Source organism: Dielma fastidiosa (assembly GCF_003475485.1).
In the GTDB taxonomy this organism is placed as follows: domain Bacteria; phylum Bacillota_I; class Bacilli_A; order Erysipelotrichales; family Erysipelotrichaceae; genus Dielma; species Dielma fastidiosa.
The window spans coordinates 659,615-679,797 of the sequence record NZ_QRQL01000002.1 but is presented as its reverse complement, the minus strand read 5'-3'; the positions used below and the strand labels follow the sequence as shown (position 1 = coordinate 679,797).

The following is a 20,183-nucleotide window of genomic DNA, read 5'->3' as shown; positions in this document are numbered from 1 at the left end:
GGAACATGAAACTAGTGAAGCAGACTATTTGTATGAGGTACAGATCGTCAGTCCAAATATCAAACAGCTAAAACATAGAATCGGGTCATTGACCTTTAAATTAAACCGGGAAACGGATAAACTGAATCATTTGAATTTAGGTGTGAGAGCCGCTTGCTTTGGTTCAAGGAAGAAGCTGCATAACAATCTTGAAGCTTATCGGTATGAAAGAAGAAAACGCATGCTGATAACGGGAAGAAGACAGGGAAAATACAGTAACAATCTCTTCAAATATCATCTTGAATCCGGGATCATGGTTTATCGAGGCACAGAGAAAGAAGTTCATTTACCGATCCGTTTTTATCATCATGCAGATAAATTAGAAAGAGCAGTCAGATTACCGCATAATACCGCTGGTAAAGCCATAGCTTATGAACTCTATGATCATGGTGAGTATTTCATCATTAAAGCGATCATTGAGGTGGAACCCAAAATGATCGTGACCAAAAAGGAAGAAGGCAGTATCGGTATCGATATCAATGTGGATCATATCGCGGTTGCCCACATCGATCGGCAAGGCAATCTGTGCAGACAACTAATATTACCCATGAAGTTAAAGGGAAAGACAAGGAATCAGCGAAAGCATGAGATTGCGGAAACAGCGAGTAAGATCATTCATGAATGTGTACATACCCATAAACCATTAGTGATGGAAGCCTTGGACTTTAGTGATAAAAAGCGGAAGCAGCGTTATCAGCCAAAAGGACTGAATCGAATGCTGAGTGAGTTTGCTTATTCACAGATTACAGAAGCTATTGAGCGAAAAGCAGTCTATGAAGGAATAGAAGTGATCAAAATTGATCCAGCGTACACGTCACTGATTGGAAAATTGAAATATGTACGGGATAAGGGAATGAGTGTGCATCAGGCAGCGAGTTATGTGATCGCAAGAAAAGGGATCGGATATAAAGAGAAGATATTACGAGAATATCGAGTATTCGTAAAAGAAAAGCAAACACAAGCAGAGCAATGGGCAGCGGTTGGTAAAAAGATAGGAAAAGCGAGTATTAAAGAATGTCAGCTTACAGCCATATTAGCATTATTCAGATAACATAAAAAAATCAATTCAATGAATCAAAGTGAATAGACCCAAACTAGAAGAAAAGGCTGTTTACTTGATGGAAATCATTGAACTGATCAAAAGAGTTCCTGTATGGATATGTTCGGGTGCGACTCCAATACCGGTAGGTAGAAAGAGAGAGACATTGAAATACAGAAAGGAACAGCGCCGCGAGAAAGGCAGCTGGGTGTCATTATTGATGGCATGATTTCCTGAAGGATTGAAGGAAATCATTTTCTTGTTTTATGTGAATCAGCGTGCACATTAAGAATTAAATGTCAGCACAGAAGCTAAATAATATTCTTTAGCAAAATATCATTTCCTCTATGACTGAATATCATTGATATTTCATTAAAATGGATACAATTTCCTAATGCTAGGAAATTGTAGTTAAGCGTTTTCAGCTTGCTTCGTTTATAATAGAAGCATAAGCTGGAGGATGTACTATGGCAAAGAAAAAAATGGTTGTAACAAATAATTCAAGCCGCGGCGGTTATTTTATAAGAAGAGTGTTGGCATTTGGTATTGATTGGTATTTATCCGGGGTACTGGCTAATATCGCAATCTCACTGTGCTATGGCTTTTTCAATCAGGGACAGATTGAGGTACAGTATAATCTTAACGGGATGACAAGCACTCAGGCGTGGATATTGATGGCTGTCCTGTTTCTTATTTTCTTATTCTATTACGTCTGGGTGCCATGCCGGATCTGGATCGGTCAGACACCTGCTCAGCGTATGCTTCAGATCAAGGTGTTCCATGATGATCACAGTGAAGTCACTTTTAAAACCATGCTGATTCGTTTTGTGCTTGGCTGTCTTGTATTAGAAGGCACCTTCTATTTCTTCACATCAACATTCAAAACCTTGCTGATTACAAAATATCTGCCATTTGATACAGGCATGATGGACATGCTGCTGAGCGGTCCGGTAGCAGTTATCTGTGTGTTATCCTTATTGCTCGCGTTAAGAGATAAGGATCAAAGCCGTATGATTCATGACAGGATTTCACACACGCACGTGGAAGATATTTATGTTCCCGGCAAAGTTCAGAAAGCATTATAGATAATTATCGAAGCTGACAAATTGATGAAGTCAGCTTTTTTATTTGAATGAGGAAAAAAGTAAGGAAACCGATTTCCGCAGTCAGCTTTACCATTTCCTAATGCACGGAAACAGAATTGATGATAACGCTTCCTTTGCTGAGATATACTTGAATCAGCCAAAGGAGGATATGAATTATGCGTAGAGTTTATTTATTCTGTAATGCAGGGATGTCTACTTCATTGTTAGCAAGCAAGATGCAAAAAGTAGCTGAAGAACACAATTTACCAATTGAAGTAAAAGCATTCCCTGACTCTAAAATGGACAACATTATCGCAGAATTTAATCCGGACTGCATTCTGTTAGGTCCGCAGGTTAAATATCTGTATGAAAAGGTTGTCGAAAGATATGGGCATTTGGGGCACCCAATTTTTGTCATTGACAGTACAGACTATGGTTCAATGAATGGGGAACGGGTACTGAAAGCCGCTATCAAAAAAATGAAAGAGAGCGAGGCCAAATAAATGTTTGATAAATTAGAAAAATACTTATCACCAGTTGCTGACGCTTTATCTAAAAACAAAATATTAAGCGCGATCCGTGATGGTTTCTTGATTACAGTACCAATTGTAATCGTAGGTTCAATATTCTTATTAATTTCCAATTTCCCGATTACTGGCTGGTCAGAAATGGTTGCCAGTGTATTTGGTGAAGGCTGGGAAGTTTATCTTGACGCGGTTACTTCATCTACCTTTGATGTTGTAGCGCTGACAGGTGTCTTATCAATCGGTTATTGCTATGCCCGTGAAAAGGGTGTCGATAAGATTGCCGGCGGTGTAGTTGCACTGACTTGCTTTTTGATTATCACACCAAAGACACATATCGCTTATGTAAATGAAGCCGGTAAAGCATTCAGCGGTTTCTCTTTCGGTAATCTTGGTACATCAGGTATGTTCTTATCAATGATTACAGCGATTCTTTCGGTATCAATCTTTGCTTGGGCAATGCGTAAGAAACTGGTTATCAAGCTGCCTGACGGTGTTCCGCCAGCGGTTATGGATTCCTTTGCGGCATTAATTCCAGCTGCTTTCGCAATGGTTACCTTCTTTATTGTAAATATTATTTTCACGAATACTGCTTACGGAAGTGCTCATGCGTTCATCTATGAAGTCTTGCAGGCACCATTAGTAGGTCTAGGACGTTCTAATCTATTTGAAGTTATTTATCAATTCTTATCAACTTTATTCTGGTTCTTTGGTATTAATGGACCAGCGGTTACAAATACCATTTTCGCGCCGATTCATAAAGTGCTGACGCAAGAAAACTATGAAGCAGCTAAAGCAGGTATCGCAATGACCAATGTCTTTACTTCTGCTTTCTCTGATTTCTTCTGTAACTATGGCGGCGGCGGTTCTACCTTAGGCTTAGTTATTCTGATGGCCTTTACTGGTAAATCAAACCGTATTAAAACATTGGGCAGACTTTCTCTGCCGGCAGCGATTTTCGGTATCAACGAACCGATCATCTTCGGTCTGCCGATCGTATTAAATCCATTGATGGCGGTGCCGTTTATCTTCGTACCAGTGTTAAATACAATCACGGCTACGATTGCGACATCAATTGGTATTCTGCCGATTACTGCCGGTGTGCAGCTGCCATGGACAACACCAATCTTATTCTCAGGCTGGCTGGTTACCGGAAGCTTTGTAGCCTCACTGTTCCAGCTTGCACAGCTAGCGATGGATATGGCAATCTATTTCCCATTCCTGAAAATGCTTGACCGCAAGTATCTGGAAGAAGAAGCAAATACAGCGAATGAATCAGATGAACTTGATGATCTTTCATTTGATGATCTCGTTTTAGAGTAATATGAAAGTCCTATTGATATTTGACTCAGGTCTGGCGGGTGCCGGCGGTAAGAGTAATCCGAATGTTGAGCTTACAGCTAAAAAGGGTATCATCGGTACCGGTGAGATGATGGAGCCATATTTCAAAAAGATCGGGGCTGAGGTTATCGCAACCTTATATTGCGGCGTTGGCTATTTCAAAGATCATCAGGAAGAAGTAGTGAAGAAAATGACCGCAATGGCTAAGAAGCTGAACCCTGATTATGTTGTATGCGGACCTGGCTTTAATTTTGAAGAGTATTCACTTATGTGTGCGATGTGTTCTAAATCGATACTGGAAAATACCGCAATCAAGTCATGCGCGATGATGTCAGTGGAAAACTCGACAACCATTGATCAGTACGCGTCACTGATTCCAATTGTGAAAATGCCTAAAAAGGGTGGTATTGGTTTAAAGGATTCACTTGAAAATTTATGTGAATTAATCGATGCAGAAGTGAATCATCCGGAAAATGTTGAAGAAATAAAAACTAGAAATTGTTACTAAAATGAAAACCAGTCGAGCATCGGCTGGTTTTTGTAAAGAAAGGACACTAATGGAAAAACAGTATATTGAACGGCTTAAGGCTTTAGTAAATGCGATGGGTGTGAGCGGTGAGGAACAGGATGTCAGAGCCTTATTGAAAAAGGATATGATTGCGGATGAGTGGGTGAGTGATCGGCTGGGTTCACTATTTGCACTAAAGCGCAGTAAGAATCCAAAGGCAAAAACACTGATGCTGGCAGCTAGTCTTGATGAAGAAGGTTTAATGGTCAGTGAGATTCTGCCTGATGGAAAATTAAAATTTGTGACGCTTGAAGCATTATCACCGGCCAGTCTTTTACATCAGCAGGTTTGTGTATATACAAGAGAGCATCAATGCTTTACCGGTATCATTGGCTGCGATAAGATCAAATTCATGGAAACCGCAGCGAATCAGATAAAGATGGAAGACTTGAGCTTGGATATGGGAATGGGCTATGAAGAAGCATTCGATATATTTACAATTGGGGATTTAGCTTTAATTAAAGGTGATTTTACGATGCTGAATGAACACTGCGCGATGGGGAAGGCATTAAATAACCGTTTAATGCTTGAAGTGATGATTGAATTATCACAAGTGCTGCAGGAGAGTGAGCTTGATTATCATTTAGCGATGGGCGGCATTGCACAGTCGGTAATCGGCTGGCGGGGCAGCAAGACTGCGACCTATGTGATACAGCCCGACGCGGCGCTGGTATTGACTGGTTTTGATACCGCCAACTCACAGCCGGCTGCCATACGCGGCAAAGGTGTTACGGTGGGAATTTATGATAAGCAGATGCTGCCCGGCAAACGCCTGCTTCATGATTTTATGGATAAGGTTCAGCCTTGTCAGGAATATCTTGGCATTTATGGCAATGATGGTTCATTTATTCATAAAACTTTAAAGGGAACACCAACACTGTCACTTGGTATTGCTATGAGTCATCTTGGCAGCAATCATATTTTAGCTGACCTGAATGACGCGGAATGCTTAAAAAAGGAATTAGTAAAATATTTGTCAGGCTTAAGCAGTGAGGACATCGAAAGCTTTGGTTATGGGGTGTGCTATGATTGATCTGGAGATATTAAAAACATTAAGTGAAGCAGCCGGTATTTCCTCTTGTGAGGAAGCGGTATGTTCACAGCTTGAAACATATATGCAGCCCTATGTGGATCGTGTGATTCATGATGGTCTTGGGTCAGTGATTGGGATCAAAGGGGATGATGAAGCAGGTCCTAAAACGATGCTGGCTACGCATGCGGATGAGGTTGGTTTTTTTGTGAAAGAAATAGAGGCAAGTGGAACCCTTCGATTGATGCCGGTGGGGAGCTGGTGGACGCATATGCTGCTGGGGCATGATTTTAAGGTAATCACTCAAGACGGCCGACAGATTAAAGGCTTTATCGGCAGTCCGGCAACCCATGGCATGCCTTCTGAACAGCGGGCTAAGACTTTGGCAATGGAAGCAATCTATCTTGATTTAGGTGTTGCTGACAAGAAAGAAGCTGAAGCTCTGGGCATCAGAATTGGCGATATGGTGGTACCTGATACAAATTTCAGAGTAATGAATAATCCCAATTATCTGGCAGGCAAGGCTTTTGACAACCGTGCAAGCTGCGCGGTGGGCCTTTATGTGTTGGAACGATTAAAGGGGAAGAAGCATGTACCGCTGAGTTTTGCCTGTACGGTGCAGGAAGAACCAGGACTGCGCGGCGCCCGTACAAGTACAGATCTGATGCATCCGGAGCTTGCCTTCGCGATTGATACAACGCTGGCAGGCGATACACCGGCCAATGCAAACAGCTGTAAACTGGGCGGCGGAGTCGTTATTTCAATGCTGGATTCCAATACTGTTTATCATCGCGGCTTAATCCGTTATGTGGAAAAGGTGTGCAAGGAACAGGGGATTCCTTATCAATATGCGGTATTTAACGGCGGCGGTACAGATTCCGGCAATATTCATAAAAGCTTTGAAGGTATCGTTAATATGACATTATCAATTCCGATTCGTTATATGCATACGAATCAGTCGATCATTCATAAGCAGGATCTTGAAGCTTGTGTAGATTTATTGACTTATATCTTATGTACGATGGATCAGCAGACCTTTGATATGATCTGCGCTTAGTGAGGAACCTATGGAAAAAGAACAATTGTTTGCGATGATTGATGAATTAAAGGATCAGATGATTGAGGATATCTGTGCAATGGTACAGATTGATTCACAGCGCAGTGAGGCAAAGCCTGGCATGCCGTTTGGTGCGGGTGTCAATGAAGCACTCTTAAAGGCTTTATCGATAGCGAAACGGGAAGGGCTGATTACTAAAAATGTCGATGGCTACATGGGTTATGGACAGTATGGTGAAGGTGAAAACTATATCGGTGTTATGGGACATCTTGATGTCGTGGAGATAGGTGATGGCTGGCGCTATCCAGCCTTTTCTGCAACGATTGCTGAGAACCGTATCTGGGGACGCGGCGCATTGGATAATAAAGGCCCGTTATTTGCGGCTTTCTATGGCATGCTGGCATTAAAGAAGCTAGGCATTAAACCAAACATACCGATTCGTGTGATTTTTGGTACAAATGAAGAAACCGGTATGGCGGACTGCCGTTATTATTTGGAACATGAAAAAGCCCCTTTGATGGGATTTACCCCGGATAATAAATTTCCGGCAATCTATGGTGAACGCGGCCGTGCGGTTGTGCGGGTTATGGGCAGTAAAGAGCTGGCGGTTCCTTTTATCAATGAATATTTCATGAATGCCAAAGCAAACGGTGATCGGCTTGGCATTAATGTCAGTGATCAGCATTTTGGCGAAATGATAATCCGCGGCAAGAATCTGATTCTTGACAACGATCTGCTTGGGATTCAATTTGCGCTCAGCTATCCAACGTGTGATATGACTGCCATTATCGATCAGATCCGCACCAAAGCAGCCGGCATGAAGGTTGAACTGATCAGCGACAGCGGGGTTGTCCTTCATGATCCAAACTGCTGGCTGGTGCAGACCCTGAGTGAAGCTTATGCGCAGGTTATGGGCAGCAGCGTGAAGCCAACGACAACGACCGGCGGCACTTATGCTCATGTTTGTCAAACCATCATCCCTTATGGGCCTAGCTTCCCGGGACAAGTGGGTATCGCTCACCAGCCGAATGAATGGGTTGATATCGATGATTTACTAACATGTGCCAAAGTATATGCCTGGTCATTGTATAAACTGTCACAGATGAATAAAAATATTAAACCTTGGTAATTATCAACAAACTGAATCGTCTGATTCAGTTTTTAAATGCTTATAAAGAAACATGTCTTATGACAGCCATTGGCAGCTCAACGGAATCGTGATACACTGAATTTATAAGATAATGCCTATAAATACAGCGTTGTCAGGGAGGTAAAGGTGAATATTAAATTAATCTGTTTTGATTTAGATGATACATTGATCAGAGGCTGTCATTCAGTCATGCTGCCCTGTATTTTGAATGGCAAAGCGAAGGAACATGAAATTATTCAAAAACAAGAGGAGTCTGGTGAACTTGATTATATCAGCGCGGATATCCTTAGAGCTGAATTGTTTAAAGGTTTAAATGAAAAGGAAATTCAGAATCATTTTCTGGAAATAGCCAAGCCGTTAGAGAATATCGCAAAGACGGTAACACTTCTGCATCAGCGAGATATAAAATGCATCGTAATTACTGTTGGGCCGCTTCAAGTCGCTGAGGCAGTTGCGTCGATCTATAACTTTGATGGCTGTTACGGCAGTGATTATGAAGTGATTGACGGTATTTTCACAGGCCGAATTGTTGATTATATCAAAGCTGAAAATAAGGTCAGCTGTCTGCATGATTTTTGTGAAAGGAATCAGATCAAGCCTTCTGAATGCATTGCTGTTGGTGACGGCGCGACAGATATTCCCATCTTTGATATATGCGCTCACTCAATCGCGCTTAATGCCTTAAACAACGTAAAGGAAAAAGCTCAGTATGCTGTTGATACGGATGATCTTTTAGATCTTCTTCCTATTATTGATGAAGTCAGAAAATAGGTACAAGCACATTATGTGCTTTTTTTTGTAAACAAAAAGCCAGTGCCTAGGCACTGACTAATCAAAATATTTAATAAATTCATTATAATTGCTGCATTCCATCAAGCTGGTCATCTTATAGACATCATTAGAGAGGTTAATCATCCACTCAAAGAACAGCTTCATAGCTACACTTTCTGTATTGCCTGCCGCCAGCAGGAATACAATTTTCACATCATAAGGTCCCCAGCGAATTGGTTTGCGTAAAATTACAACCGAGATATTAGCCTGATAAACTGTTGAATCAAGGGCATGCGGTATCGCAAACTGATGGATAAATGAGGTTGAGGACATACTCTCTCTGGCCATAACTGAATCAAAGAATTGCTCAGAGACAGCATTTGAACGAACTAAATCATCACACATAAAGCGAATCGCTTCTTCTGAAGTTTTAAATTCCATATCGGTAAAGAAATGCTCCGGTCTGAACATCTGATTCAGACAATCAGCATAAGCTTCTTTTAAATGCTTTTGTTCCAACGCATTCAATGCTGATAAGATATAAGCCTCATCTTCTCTGGAAAAGAAAATTGAAATCTGAACGGTAGGAATCTCTAATGAATGCTTCAGCGGTACCGAACAGATAATTAAATCAGGCTTTAATTCAAGAATCTTCGTTTCTTCAAAATAGTTAAAGATGCCGATGATGTCCATATATTCAGAAAAGATCCGCTGCATGCGCAGAATCGGCGCGTTGGAAATTGCCTGTGTGGTAGGAAAAATCACAATCGCTTTGTATTTGCGCTTTGCATTCTGCCGTTCATATGCCATGCCTAAATGCAGAGCAATGAAGCCGATTTCTTCTTCGGATACTTCCAGATCAAGCCGTCTGGATAAATAATTGGCACAGGATACTCCTAATTCAAAAATCAATGGATATTTACGTTTAATTTCCTGTAAATAAAGATTATTCGCTACCAAATTCTTGGCGGCTCTTTCAATCAGGGACTGCAGGTGAAGGGTTAAGCCGACAATCAGACCCTCATCATCAGTAAAATTGATGCCGAAGTTCGTAAGAATGTTCTCAAGCATCTCTTGAGCCAGCATGTTGCAAGTGACATTTTCCGGCAAAAATTCCTTTAAGGACTCTGATGAGAAATTCGTGCCTTTTTTACCCATCAGCAAAAATGCCAGCATGACAATTTCACTTTCGACAATCTCTGTCTGATACAGCGCGGAAATCCGTTCATAGAATTCCTTGGCAATCCGATATTCAATCGATGTCATAATTTCATCCGTATTACGCATTGATTCCACATAGCGGAAGTTGAAAATGCGGTCAATCGATATTCCCACATGGACAATCAGACTAGGAAATGAGACATCATGAACTTCATAGCTGTATTTTTTAAGGATCTTCTCTAACTCCTGTTTACATTTTAATAAATCGAAATTTTTATAAATTGAAGCTATTTCATCAATATTTAAGAAGTTTTTCTGAGTCTCTTCAAGCAGCATCTGTTTATATAATTCACGAATGGAATGTTCAGGCCCTTCCAGATAAAGGTGGTTGCGGCTTTTGGTAATCTTCAATCCCTCAAAGGTATCAATAAATTCCTTGATATTCTTCAGATCATTATCTAAAGCATATTCAGAAATAAAGATTTCATCAAGTAAATCAATGATTGACAGCTTTTGATTCGTCAGGAGTAATTTTTTTAAGATGAATGTAGAACGCTCCTTAGGTGTCTGCGGAATCAGGGCATCAACTGGCTTTTGGCTCTGATGAACATTTTCTATGATCAGCCGGTAGCCTTTGCGGATATTTGATTCAATCAGCGGTAAATCATATTCATGATTCATAGCGTCAATATCGCTGCGTATTGTACGATCAGATACCTTAAGTATCTGGGAGAGTTCTTTGCCGGTGATCCATGTATTTTGTGATTCAAGTAAACGGAGCAGCTTTTCTTGTCTATCTGTCATTCTATCTTCCCCTTCAATGAAAATCTTACGTTATCATTATTATATAATAATTAAAACCATTTTTATAATGTCTTTTCCTATTATTAGGAAAAGCGGTGATGTTTCTTGAATTTCCTAACAAGAGGAAATGGATTTCCCCATGTGATTTTTAAATGAGATTATAATACAGGTGAATCAGGGGGTTATGCTCATGTCAGAGAAAATTAAGGTTCTGAAAAAAAATTTTGCGGCACGCTGTATCTATACATTGATCATGGTGCTTGCCAGTGCGCTTCTGCAGACGTATGTTATTCAGGTTTTCATTAATGCCAGTAATCTGCTGTCAAGCGGTTTTACCGGACTGGCTATTTTGATTAACCGTATCAGCGGTTTATTCGGAATGCAGTTTGATGTATCGTTAATGATTATATTATTAAATGTGCCGGTAGCGCTCTTATGTCTAAAAAGTATTTCTACAAAGTTTACGATTTTTTCGAGTATTCAATTTTTCTGTGTATCCATCTTCTTAAAGCTTTTCCATTTTACACCGCTGATCGATGATGTCATGCTGAACTGCATGCTGGGCGGTGTGTTGTATGGCTTTGCAATCCTGCTTTCATTAAAGGGGAATGCGAGTACCGGCGGTACCGATTTTATCGCTTTATATGTATCCAATAAGATCGGCAAGTCAATTTGGACACAGGTGTTTATATTTAACTGCATCATGCTGTGTATTTTTGGCGCTTTGTTTGGTTGGCAGAATGCTGGTTATTCTATTTTATTTCAATATGTTTCGACACAGACGGTCAATGCCTTCTATCATCGTTATGAGCGGGTTACGATGCAGATTACGACATCAAATGCGGAAGCGGTGGTCGATGTGTATGTCGATCATTACCGGCATGGTATCACGGTTACGCCAAGCTACGGCGGTTTCTCAAAGAAGCGCTACTACTTGCTGCATACGGTTGTATCAGCTTATGAGGTTAAGGATATTGTTTATCTGATGAAGCAGGCTGATCCGCAGCTGCTGGTGAATGTGTATAAATCAGAGAATTTCTTCGGCGGTTTCTATCAGCAGCCCTTGGATTAATGAGGGTTTCCTAATCTTAGGAAAGAGAAAAACGGTTTGTAAGGCTTGATCAGCCTATAATAAAATCAGAAGTAAAACATAAAGGAGGATTTGTTATGTGGGCGATGATTGCGACGTGGCGTATGGCGCTTGAGGGAATTACAGCCGGCGGTGAGATGCTTGAGCATGGAGCGGCTGCCGGGGAGGCATTGGAAAAGGCAATATGTGATATTGAAGATTTTCCATATTATAAATCAGTAGGTTATGGCGGTCTGCCGAATGAAGAAATGGAAGTGGAGCTTGACGCAGCTTATATGGACGGCGATACATTTGATATCGGCGCGGTTGCGGCAATTAAGGATTTTGCGAATCCTATCAAAGTGGCAAAGCGTTTATCCGCTGAATCAGTGAACTGCATGCTGGTTAGTGAAGGCGCGGAGAAGTTTGCGCATAAGGAAGGCTTTGAACGTAAGAATATGCTGACGGATCGGGCTAAGATCCATTACCGCAAGCGGGTAAAGGAAACCGCGCAGGAGCTGCGCCCGTATATCGGTCATGATACAGTAGGTGTCGTAGCCTTGGATCAGCACGGCAAGATGGTTGTCGGTACTTCTACCTCAGGTTTATTCATGAAGAAAAAAGGCAGAGTTGGTGATTCACCCATCAGCGGCAGCGGCTTTTATGCTGATTCTACAGTTGGCGGCGCAAGTGCGACCGGACTTGGCGAGGATTTGATGAAGGGCTGTATTTCTTATGAAATCGTTCGTTTGATGAAGGAAGGTCATCATCCGCAGGCGGCCTGTGAAATCGCGGTCAGCAATTTAGATGCTGAATTGAAAAAACGCCGCGGCAAGGCTGGTGATCTGAGTGTTGTGGCAATGAATAATAAAGGTGAATACGGTGTGGCAACAAATATTGAAGGCTTCTCCTTTGCGGTATGCAGAGAGGGAGAAACACCGGCAGTATATCTAGTTAAAAATGTTGACGGCAAATGTATTCATGAATTAGCGAGTGAGGAATGGCTGAATAATTATATGCAGACACGCATGGCGCCGCTGAGTGAATAGTATGAAAACATTAGTTGAAATCTGCTGCGGAAGCTATCATGATGCACTGATGGCACAAAGCGGCAAGGCGGATCGGATTGAACTTAATTCTGCTTTATTTATGGGAGGGTTAACTCCCAGCATCGGAACTTTGAAGCTGGTTAAGCGTGATGTAAGCCTGCCGGTTATCTGCATGGTAAGGCCAAGAGGGGCTGGCTTTTGTTATAACGATGCTGAAATTGAATGTATATTTGAAGATGCCAAGGCGCTGTTAGAGGCTGGCAGCGATGGCTTGGCGTTTGGTTTTTTAAAGGCAGATGCTACGATTGATCTGAATCTGACAAAACGGATGATTGCGCTGATTAAATCATATGGTACAGAGCGTGAAGCGGTATTCCATCGCGCCTTTGATTGTGTTAAGGATGCGAAACAAGCAATGAGTCAGTTGATTGAATGCGGAATTGACCGTGTATTAACAAGCGGTTTAGCGCCTACTGCCATAGCGGGTAAGGAATTGATTCATGAGCTGCAAAGTGTCTATGGTGATCAGATAGAAATTCTCGCCGGCAGCGGCATTAAGGCGCATAACGCTGTGGAATTTATTAAAACAAGCGGTGTCAGCCAAGTGCATTCAAGTGCTAAAGCGTGGGTTGATGATCCGACAACCGATAACGGTATGGTCAGCTATGCGTATCATCATGAGCTGGATTATGATGTGGTGTCTGAAACAGCTGTTAAGGAGCTGGTGAATATCATCAGGGAAGCGGAGGATCACGCATGCATCGATTAGGCATATCCATTTATCCTCAGCATTCTACGAAGGAAAAAGATGACGCTTATATGCGTCTGGCGGCCAGCTATGGCTTTACACGGCTGTTTACCTGTATGCTTTCATCAGCGGATGATACTGAAACGATGATTCAGATGTTCAGCGATTTATGTACAAGGGCTCATCAATTGGGCATGATTGTTTCCGTTGACACGAATCCGCAGATATTCAAAAAGCTTGGTGCTGATCCGCTTAACTTAAAGGTTTTTAAAGATATGGGTGTTGACATTATTCGGATGGATGGTCATTTCAGTGATTTAGAGGATATCGCGTTAACATTGAATCCCTATGGCATACAGATTGAATTTAACGGTTCACAATATCTGAATCTTGACCGCATGATTGAAAAAGGCGCCAATCCGCATAATATGACGATTTGTCATAATTTCTATCCGATGCGTTACAGCGGTTTAAGTGAAGAAAGATTTCATTTCTTCAATAGTAAGACAAAAACATTAAACTTAACGAATGCTGCTTTTGTCAGCTCAAATGAAGAAAACACCTTTGGGCCTTGGCCGGTTTATGAGGGCTTGCCGACGCTTGAGCTGTGCCGGGATAAAGCAATCAGCTGGCAGACGCGGTATTTGTACGCAACCCGTGAAATCGATGATGTTTTAATCGGCAATGCTTTCGCGAGTGAGGCAGAACTAAAAGCGATGGCGGATGCTGATCCGAATAAAGTGACAGTTAAGATTGATTTAGATGATACAATCACTGAAATCGAAAAAAAGATTGTATTTGATTGTCTGCATAACCGCCGGACAGACAGCAGTGATTTATTGATTCGCACCGTTGATTCGCGAATGAAATATCATCATGCTTCAATACCGCAAAGAGTCTGCGATAAAGCAATGTTTACGGTGGGTGATGTGGTTATTGTGAATGATGCACTGAGTCATTACCGCGCTGAATTGCAGATTATTCTGAAACCGATTCCTAATACTGGTGACCGGAATCTGGCCGGGCATTTAGATGAGGATGAAATGAAACTAGTAAGCATGATTGCTTATGAAAATATCTTTGGGTTTATTCAATAAAGGAGGCAAGAACCATGGAAGGTTTAGAAATGATTTGTTTTAAAATAATTGCTGGTGTTGGTGCCGCAAGAAGCTGTTTTATCGAGGCGATGCAGATTGCCCGCAAGGGTGATTATGAAAAGGCTGAACAGCTGATTCAGGATGGCGAAAAGGAATTTGTAAATGCACATCAGGCGCATGCTGAACTGATTACAAATGAAGCAAATGGCAATAAGACGGATGTAACCTTACTTCTGCTGCATGCCGAGGATCAGATTATGAGTGCTGAAACGATTAAAATTATGGCGCTTGAAATGATTGAAATGTGCCGTCAGTTTAATAAATAAAGCTTAAGACTCCTTATGACTTAAATAAGGAGTTTTTTTCTGCCAAGATGAAGATAAAAAGGTTATGAAATGGCATTACTGCTCTTTAAAAGCGGTTACAAGTATATGGTTTCTATGTTATAATGATTAAACCTAAAAAGCTGCTGATATGAGGAAAGGAAGAAATGTATGAGTGAAAATAATGAACCAGACTTTTGTTCATCCGGCTGGGATGCGATCAGTGAGGTATTTGAAAAATTGTATCCCGAGCAGAGAGAACCTTACCATTTTGGAACTTTAATTTCGTGGCAGCTTGGCGGCAATGATCCACTGGACGGCATCAGTGTTTATGACGGCGGTGATTTTTATCATTTTGTAACTTATGGGCTTTCTGAGCTTTATGAGAAGGAAAGTGAAAATCAGGAATACAGCGGCTATGGCTTTGAACTGACGGTAAAGCTAAAAAAAGCTGGCTTGCGTGATTCAGAGGCTGAGATTCGCTGCATGGCAGGCATCCTGCAGTCAATTGCCCGCATTACTTTTCAAAATAATGAAATTTTTCAGCCGTATGAGTATCTGTATACCGGGCAGACAACGGGGATGGACGCGGCCGGAACATCAAGGATCACTGGTTTTATCACCAAGCTCGATGATGCCGGTGAAATTCAGACACCTAATGGCAAGGTAGTATTTGTGGAATTGATCGGCATGCAGGATGATGAGCTGAAGCTGCTTGTTGAGAAGAAGATTCAGGTCGGGGATATTTTGCATCTGGCACCCAATTTAATGTGTGATTATACAAGAGAAAGTCTGGCTGATAAGCTGTCAGCGGAAAGTGAGGTTCATGTATGAGTGAGCGGCAAGATGCGGTTATAACTTTATATAGTGTGATTAAAAATGATGATTTGATCCTTGAAGCATTTAAAAAAGCATTTGCGGATTTTACAATTGATGTGCTGTATGCGGATCATGCCATGAAGCTGATTCTTCAGGATAACAGTGAGATTGAACTGCATATTATTGATGATGAGAAGGAAATGCGCGGACAGACTGACGGTATGATGAACTTTTTTGCGCAGGCGCCTTTAAATAATGAGGAATTAATGGCTAGTGTCATGCAGCAAATTCAATTATTTAATCATATAACCGGCGTGAATTTTCAGTTGGATGCTCAGGAAGCGCGGACGAATGCGATTATGGAATGTTTATTCGCGGCAGCCCGCAGCACTTCTTCAATCGTATTATATCCGTCAATGTCTTTGTTTACCCCGGATGCGAAGCTCTTGCTGTCAATTGAGGGAGCCAGTGATTTAGAAACATGGCGTCCGATTGCTCATCAAAGTATTTTAGATGAAGAAAGAGTTTATGATGCCGAAGATAAACAGAATTTTATAGATGTAACTAATGAAATTAAGAAGCGCGGTTACCCGGCGATTGCTTCGATGCTGCCGATTCAGCTTTCATTAGATACGGTTGAATTGCCAAGTGTTGAGACGATTGCGAAACGTCTGCTTTGTATCTTTGCGACATCTGTGATGGCAGAGTGTGAACTGATGGAGGATGGCAGTTACGCATTTGGTCTTCAGGAGTTTACAAGACTTAAAGATCAGTTTGCATTTGTTGGCGCTTTAAGTGAGCGGGAAAAGGCATTTGTGATGGAGGCGGCTGAGGAGCAGGAGGCAATCCAGTTTTCATGGCGCTATGAATGCGCGGCGGTACTGCTTTGGGCGCTGGGCCTGTATGGCTTGGACGCCACTTATGAAAGTGTATGCAATGTCAGTGAAATGTCAAAGATCATCCGCTCTTATTCATCTTTTGATGAATTATGCAAGGCGGCAAAGCTTAGAAGCAAGCGTGAAATCTTAAATATGCATACCCGGGCTTTATATTATGATTGGACATGTGTGGAAGCCCGCATAAAACATATTGAATTAGAAAATCTTGAATCAGGTGTAGTGCAGGAGCATCATTATGCTTTGAACTGGCTGTGTAATGCCAATCACACCCGCGACTGGGATCAGATTTCATGTAATACATAATCATAGAGCTTGTTAATAATAAAACTAACTTATAGTTAAAAATGAATCAAAAATGAGTTAAAATATACTTACATATTGAAGATAGGAGATCTTATGGATTTTGAAGCATATTATCGGAAAACATATGCGGCTTGGCTCGGCAAGATCATCGGTATCCGTTTAGGGGCGCCGGTGGAAAACTGGACGCATAAGCAGATTATGGAAACATATGGAAAGCTGGATCATTACCCGGTCGATTATGGTGTTTTTGCCGCTGATGATGATTCCAACGGGCCTTTGTTTTTCGTCAGGTCTTTGGATTATAATCCAAACAAATCGATTTCCAGTGAGGAAATGGGAAACTATGTATTGAATATCCTCAGTGAAGGTCATGGCTTCTTTTGGTGGGGCGGTGATGGTATCGCGACGGAGCATACGGCTTATCTGCGATTAAAAGAAGGTATGAAGGCTCCTTTGAGCGGTGCTTGGCAGACGAATGGCAAAGTTATGGCTGAACAGATCGGCGGTCAGATTTTCAGTGACTGCTGGGGTTATGTCAGCATGGGTGACGCTCAGCTGGCAGCGGATCTTGCTGAGAAAATGGCAAGTGTAACTCATGATTTAGACGGTATCGAGGGCGGCCGCTTTGTTGCGGCATGCATCGCGCTGGCTTATACGCATGATACGTGTGAACAGATCATTGAAGAAGCCCTGCGTTTCATTAAACCGGACAGCCATTATGCTAAGCTGGTGCGTGAAATTACGGCCATCTATAAAGCTGGCAAAACGGCTGATGAATGCCTGAAATATATTCAGGAAGTACATGGTTATGATCAATACGAAGGTGTCTGTCATATTCTGCCTAATACGGCTATTATGATTATGGCGATGCTTTACGGCGAGAATGATTTCTCTAAAACAATGACAATGCTATGTACTGCAGGCTGGGATACCGACTGCACATGCGGCAACGTCGGCTCGATCATGGGAGCGCTGGCGGGCATTGAGGGAATTGATGCCAAATGGATCACGCCAATCAATGATTTAATCTTATCAAGCAGCTTGCTTGGTTCTGAAAATATCGATACTATTTCGCATACCGCTTTGCGTTTTGCCGCTTATGGGGCAAAGCTGCATCAAATAGAAATACCGGAAAAATATCAGGCAGAGCTGGATTCTTCCAGACAGCTGTTTAGGTTTTATCTGCCTTATGGAACCCATGCCTTTAAGAGTGAAAGCACCCGATATTTTGAAAGTCAATGTATCGTTGACGGGTCAGCTTTAAAATGTGTGCTGAATAACGCCTTTCCTAATACGGTTGGCAAAGTCTTGCAGAAAAGCTATTACCGCAGCTGTGATATTTATGACGCGAGGTATCAGCCAAGCTTTTCACCTAAGGTTTATCCAGGTGAAACAATCCGCTTCACACTGTCTAATCCACAGGAATTACCCTTGTCAGTTTCCGTTTACGCGCTGGGCAGAAAGCAAAAAACACAGTCAGCGTTCGTTCCTCTTGTGAAAGAACGTAAAGATTACACATTCAGGATTGAACCTTCCGATGACCTGATTTTAGAGTATGGTTTGGAACTGAGGGTGGAAGAACGCATCCTTCACAGCAGTTTTCTGATTCATGAAGCAGCGGTTGACCGCAATTTTGATGTGCTTATTGATTTTAAAAATGAGGTCAATGAAGACTATGGCCTGGACTATGGCGAACTGCGTTTTATTGAGGTAAGTCAGTGTACAACGCTGAGAAATAGGGCTAAAATCGACAATGGCAGCCTTGTGGTCACCGACGATTTTGTACTCTTTGGCGATGCTCTGGGATCAATTGGCAAAATGGAATTAGAATTAGAACTACACGGAACTGTTCAAATCTGTTATGATGTACAGGGCTGGATGCATTATCAGGCAATCGAACTGAAAGCGGATACAATGAATTTGATTGAAAAGGATAATGTAGAAAAGACAGTCAGCGCAAAAAAACTAAAAAAAGATACAAATGATTGCAAATTTTTATTGAAGCTCGATAGAAATAATGGTTTAATTATAGTAGATGGGGAGTCTTATAGGGTGGCAATGAAAGCAGTTACAGGGTCAGGCTGTGCAGGGTTATATGTACCGGCCGGTTCCAGCTGCATTATACATAGTTGTCAATTAGTATCTACTAATTCTCAATAAATTTTCATTTAGGAGGACAAAAGGAATGAAAAAATTTTTGAAGTATTGCTTAGTTGCTGTTATGACGCTAGGCCTGGCAGCATGCTCATCAAGTAATGGCGGTGAAGTTGACGCACCAAAAGATAACGGTGATACGCCATCTGGTGACGAAAAGCTGAAAGTTGCATTAGTATTGCCTTATATCGGTGACCAGTCATATTTCGACATCACGAATAATGGTTTGAAACTTGTTGCGGAACAATACGGCGATAAGGTTGAAACAAAACTGGTAGAAATGGGTACTGATGAAGCTGGTTGGGCTTCTGCTTATCTGCAGACTGCACAGGATGGCTATGATGTTATCATTTCAGGTAACTTCCAGTATGAATCATATATGCTAGAAGTTGCGGAACAATTCCCAGACATCAAATTCTTCAACTTTGACTATTCTGATCCAGAATTAAACAATCTGCCTAACGTTTACGGTGTTGCTTATGCTTCACAGGATATCGGTTATCTGGCTGGCGTAGTTGCTGCTGTTAAATCACAGAGCGGTGTTGTAGGCTGTGTCGGCGGTATGGAAATCGGCGGTATCAAACAATTCTTAGGCGGCTTCTATCAGGGTGCCAGAGATGTTAATCCAGATATTAAAGTATTAAGCGGTTTCGTAGGTGATTTCCAGGATACTGCAAAGGCTAAAGAAATTGCATTAAATATGAATTCACAAGGCGCAGACGTAATCTTCCATGCTGCCGGCGGTGCTGGTAATGGTATGATCGAAGCTGCTGCACAAGCTGACTTCTGGGCAATCGGTGTTGATGCTGACCAGCATGTTACATTAGCTAATCAGCCGGATCTTGCTGACCACGTATTAACTTCAGGTCTGAAGAACTGTGACCAAGCTATCCTTAGAGCGGTTGGACAAATCCTTGACGGTACAGCTCCATTTGGTACACTTGAAGTATTAGGTTATGCTGAAGATGGTGTTGGTGTTGCTGAGAATGATTTCTTCAAAGCAAATATGACTGATGAAGAAATGGCTACATTCAAAGAATTTGCTGACAAATTAAAAGCTGGCGAAGTTGATGTTGTTGACTGTCAGGCTGATGAAGCTGCATGGGCTGAATTAACTTCTAAATAATTAATTATTCAAACTGAATGCAAGAAT

Annotated in this window: 19 protein-coding genes; 18 read left to right on the top strand and 1 reads right to left on the bottom strand. The window is 41.7% G+C overall.

Annotated features, from left to right (window positions below):
* The 9 genes from DWZ33_RS07975 to DWZ33_RS07935 form a co-directional block, all read left to right on the top strand.
* The coding region (locus DWZ33_RS07975; protein ID WP_147352876.1) for an IS200/IS605 family accessory protein TnpB-related protein at positions 1-1,090 on the top strand (1,090 nt) is incomplete at its 5' end.
* Positions 1,091-1,545: 455 nt separating this feature from the next.
* Positions 1,546-2,163 carry an RDD family protein gene (locus DWZ33_RS07970; RefSeq protein WP_118454424.1) on the top strand — a complete coding sequence of 206 codons (618 nt, stop codon included), beginning with the start codon at positions 1,546-1,548 and terminating at the stop codon, positions 2,161-2,163.
* Between the two features lie 176 nt (positions 2,164-2,339).
* Positions 2,340-2,666 carry a PTS sugar transporter subunit IIB gene (locus DWZ33_RS07965; RefSeq protein WP_022939273.1) on the top strand — a complete coding sequence of 109 codons (327 nt, stop codon included), beginning with the start codon at positions 2,340-2,342 and terminating at the stop codon, positions 2,664-2,666.
* Positions 2,667-4,010 carry a PTS sugar transporter subunit IIC gene (locus DWZ33_RS07960; protein WP_118454423.1) on the top strand — a complete coding sequence of 448 codons (1,344 nt, stop codon included), beginning with the start codon at positions 2,667-2,669 and terminating at the stop codon, positions 4,008-4,010.
* A 1-nt stretch (position 4,011) separates the two neighbouring features.
* A complete protein-coding gene (locus DWZ33_RS07955; RefSeq protein WP_182425582.1) occupies positions 4,012-4,536 on the top strand; it encodes a GrdB-related putative oxidoreductase in 525 nt (174 codons plus the stop codon).
* A gap of 49 nt (positions 4,537-4,585) precedes the next feature.
* Positions 4,586-5,629: a zinc-binding metallopeptidase family protein gene (locus DWZ33_RS07950; protein WP_182425580.1), complete on the top strand. Its 1,044-nt coding sequence runs from the start codon at positions 4,586-4,588 to the stop codon at positions 5,627-5,629.
* Positions 5,622-6,683 (top strand): M42 family metallopeptidase, encoded by a 1,062-nt coding sequence (locus DWZ33_RS07945; protein ID WP_182425578.1) that lies wholly within the window; start codon positions 5,622-5,624, stop codon positions 6,681-6,683. Before DWZ33_RS07950 ends, DWZ33_RS07945 begins: the two co-directional genes overlap by 8 nt.
* A gap of 10 nt (positions 6,684-6,693) precedes the next feature.
* Positions 6,694-7,812, top strand: coding sequence for a Sapep family Mn(2+)-dependent dipeptidase (locus DWZ33_RS07940; RefSeq protein WP_118454420.1), 1,119 nt, complete (start codon positions 6,694-6,696; stop codon positions 7,810-7,812).
* 147 nt (positions 7,813-7,959) lie between these two features.
* On the top strand, positions 7,960-8,604 hold the full coding sequence (locus DWZ33_RS07935; protein WP_118454419.1) for an HAD family hydrolase: 645 nt from the start codon (positions 7,960-7,962) through the stop codon (positions 8,602-8,604).
* 57 nt (positions 8,605-8,661) lie between these two features.
* On the opposite strand, the gene DWZ33_RS07930 is transcribed toward DWZ33_RS07935, so the two are convergent.
* Positions 8,662-10,569 (bottom strand): BglG family transcription antiterminator, encoded by a 1,908-nt coding sequence (locus tag DWZ33_RS07930; RefSeq protein ID WP_022939266.1) that lies wholly within the window; start codon positions 10,567-10,569, stop codon positions 8,662-8,664.
* A gap of 190 nt (positions 10,570-10,759) precedes the next feature.
* Here DWZ33_RS07930 and DWZ33_RS07925 point away from each other — a divergent pair, with 190 nt between their 5' ends.
* The 9 genes from DWZ33_RS07925 to DWZ33_RS07885 all read left to right on the top strand — a co-directional run bounded on the left by DWZ33_RS07925 (position 10,760) and on the right by DWZ33_RS07885 (position 20,156).
* Positions 10,760-11,641 carry a YitT family protein gene (locus tag DWZ33_RS07925; protein ID WP_022939265.1) on the top strand — a complete coding sequence of 294 codons (882 nt, stop codon included), beginning with the start codon at positions 10,760-10,762 and terminating at the stop codon, positions 11,639-11,641.
* A gap of 95 nt (positions 11,642-11,736) precedes the next feature.
* Entirely contained in the window at positions 11,737-12,687 is a 951-nt protein-coding gene (locus DWZ33_RS07920) for a glycosylasparaginase (RefSeq protein ID WP_118454418.1), read from the top strand.
* Position 12,688: 1 nt separating this feature from the next.
* The gene (locus tag DWZ33_RS07915) at positions 12,689-13,456 is read left to right on the top strand and encodes a copper homeostasis protein CutC (RefSeq protein WP_118454417.1); all 768 of its coding nucleotides are present in this window, start codon (positions 12,689-12,691) and stop codon (positions 13,454-13,456) included.
* A complete protein-coding gene (locus DWZ33_RS07910; RefSeq protein WP_118454416.1) occupies positions 13,444-14,532 on the top strand; it encodes a DUF871 domain-containing protein in 1,089 nt (362 codons plus the stop codon). The genes DWZ33_RS07915 and DWZ33_RS07910 overlap by 13 nt, the downstream gene beginning before the upstream one ends.
* Positions 14,533-14,546: 14 nt before the next feature.
* Positions 14,547-14,858: a PTS sugar transporter subunit IIA gene (locus tag DWZ33_RS07905; protein ID WP_022939261.1), complete on the top strand. Its 312-nt coding sequence runs from the start codon at positions 14,547-14,549 to the stop codon at positions 14,856-14,858.
* Between the two features lie 168 nt (positions 14,859-15,026).
* Positions 15,027-15,689, top strand: a complete 663-nt coding sequence (locus DWZ33_RS07900; RefSeq protein ID WP_118454415.1) for a suppressor of fused domain protein — start codon at positions 15,027-15,029, stop codon at positions 15,687-15,689.
* Positions 15,686-16,876 carry a DUF4272 domain-containing protein gene (locus DWZ33_RS07895; protein WP_118454414.1) on the top strand — a complete coding sequence of 397 codons (1,191 nt, stop codon included), beginning with the start codon at positions 15,686-15,688 and terminating at the stop codon, positions 16,874-16,876. Before DWZ33_RS07900 ends, DWZ33_RS07895 begins: the two co-directional genes overlap by 4 nt.
* A gap of 93 nt (positions 16,877-16,969) precedes the next feature.
* Positions 16,970-19,036, top strand: a complete 2,067-nt coding sequence (locus DWZ33_RS07890; protein ID WP_118454413.1) for an ADP-ribosylglycohydrolase family protein — start codon at positions 16,970-16,972, stop codon at positions 19,034-19,036.
* Between the two features lie 25 nt (positions 19,037-19,061).
* Entirely contained in the window at positions 19,062-20,156 is a 1,095-nt protein-coding gene (locus DWZ33_RS07885) for a BMP family lipoprotein (protein WP_118454412.1), read from the top strand.
* The last annotated feature ends 27 nt before the right edge of the window (positions 20,157-20,183 follow it).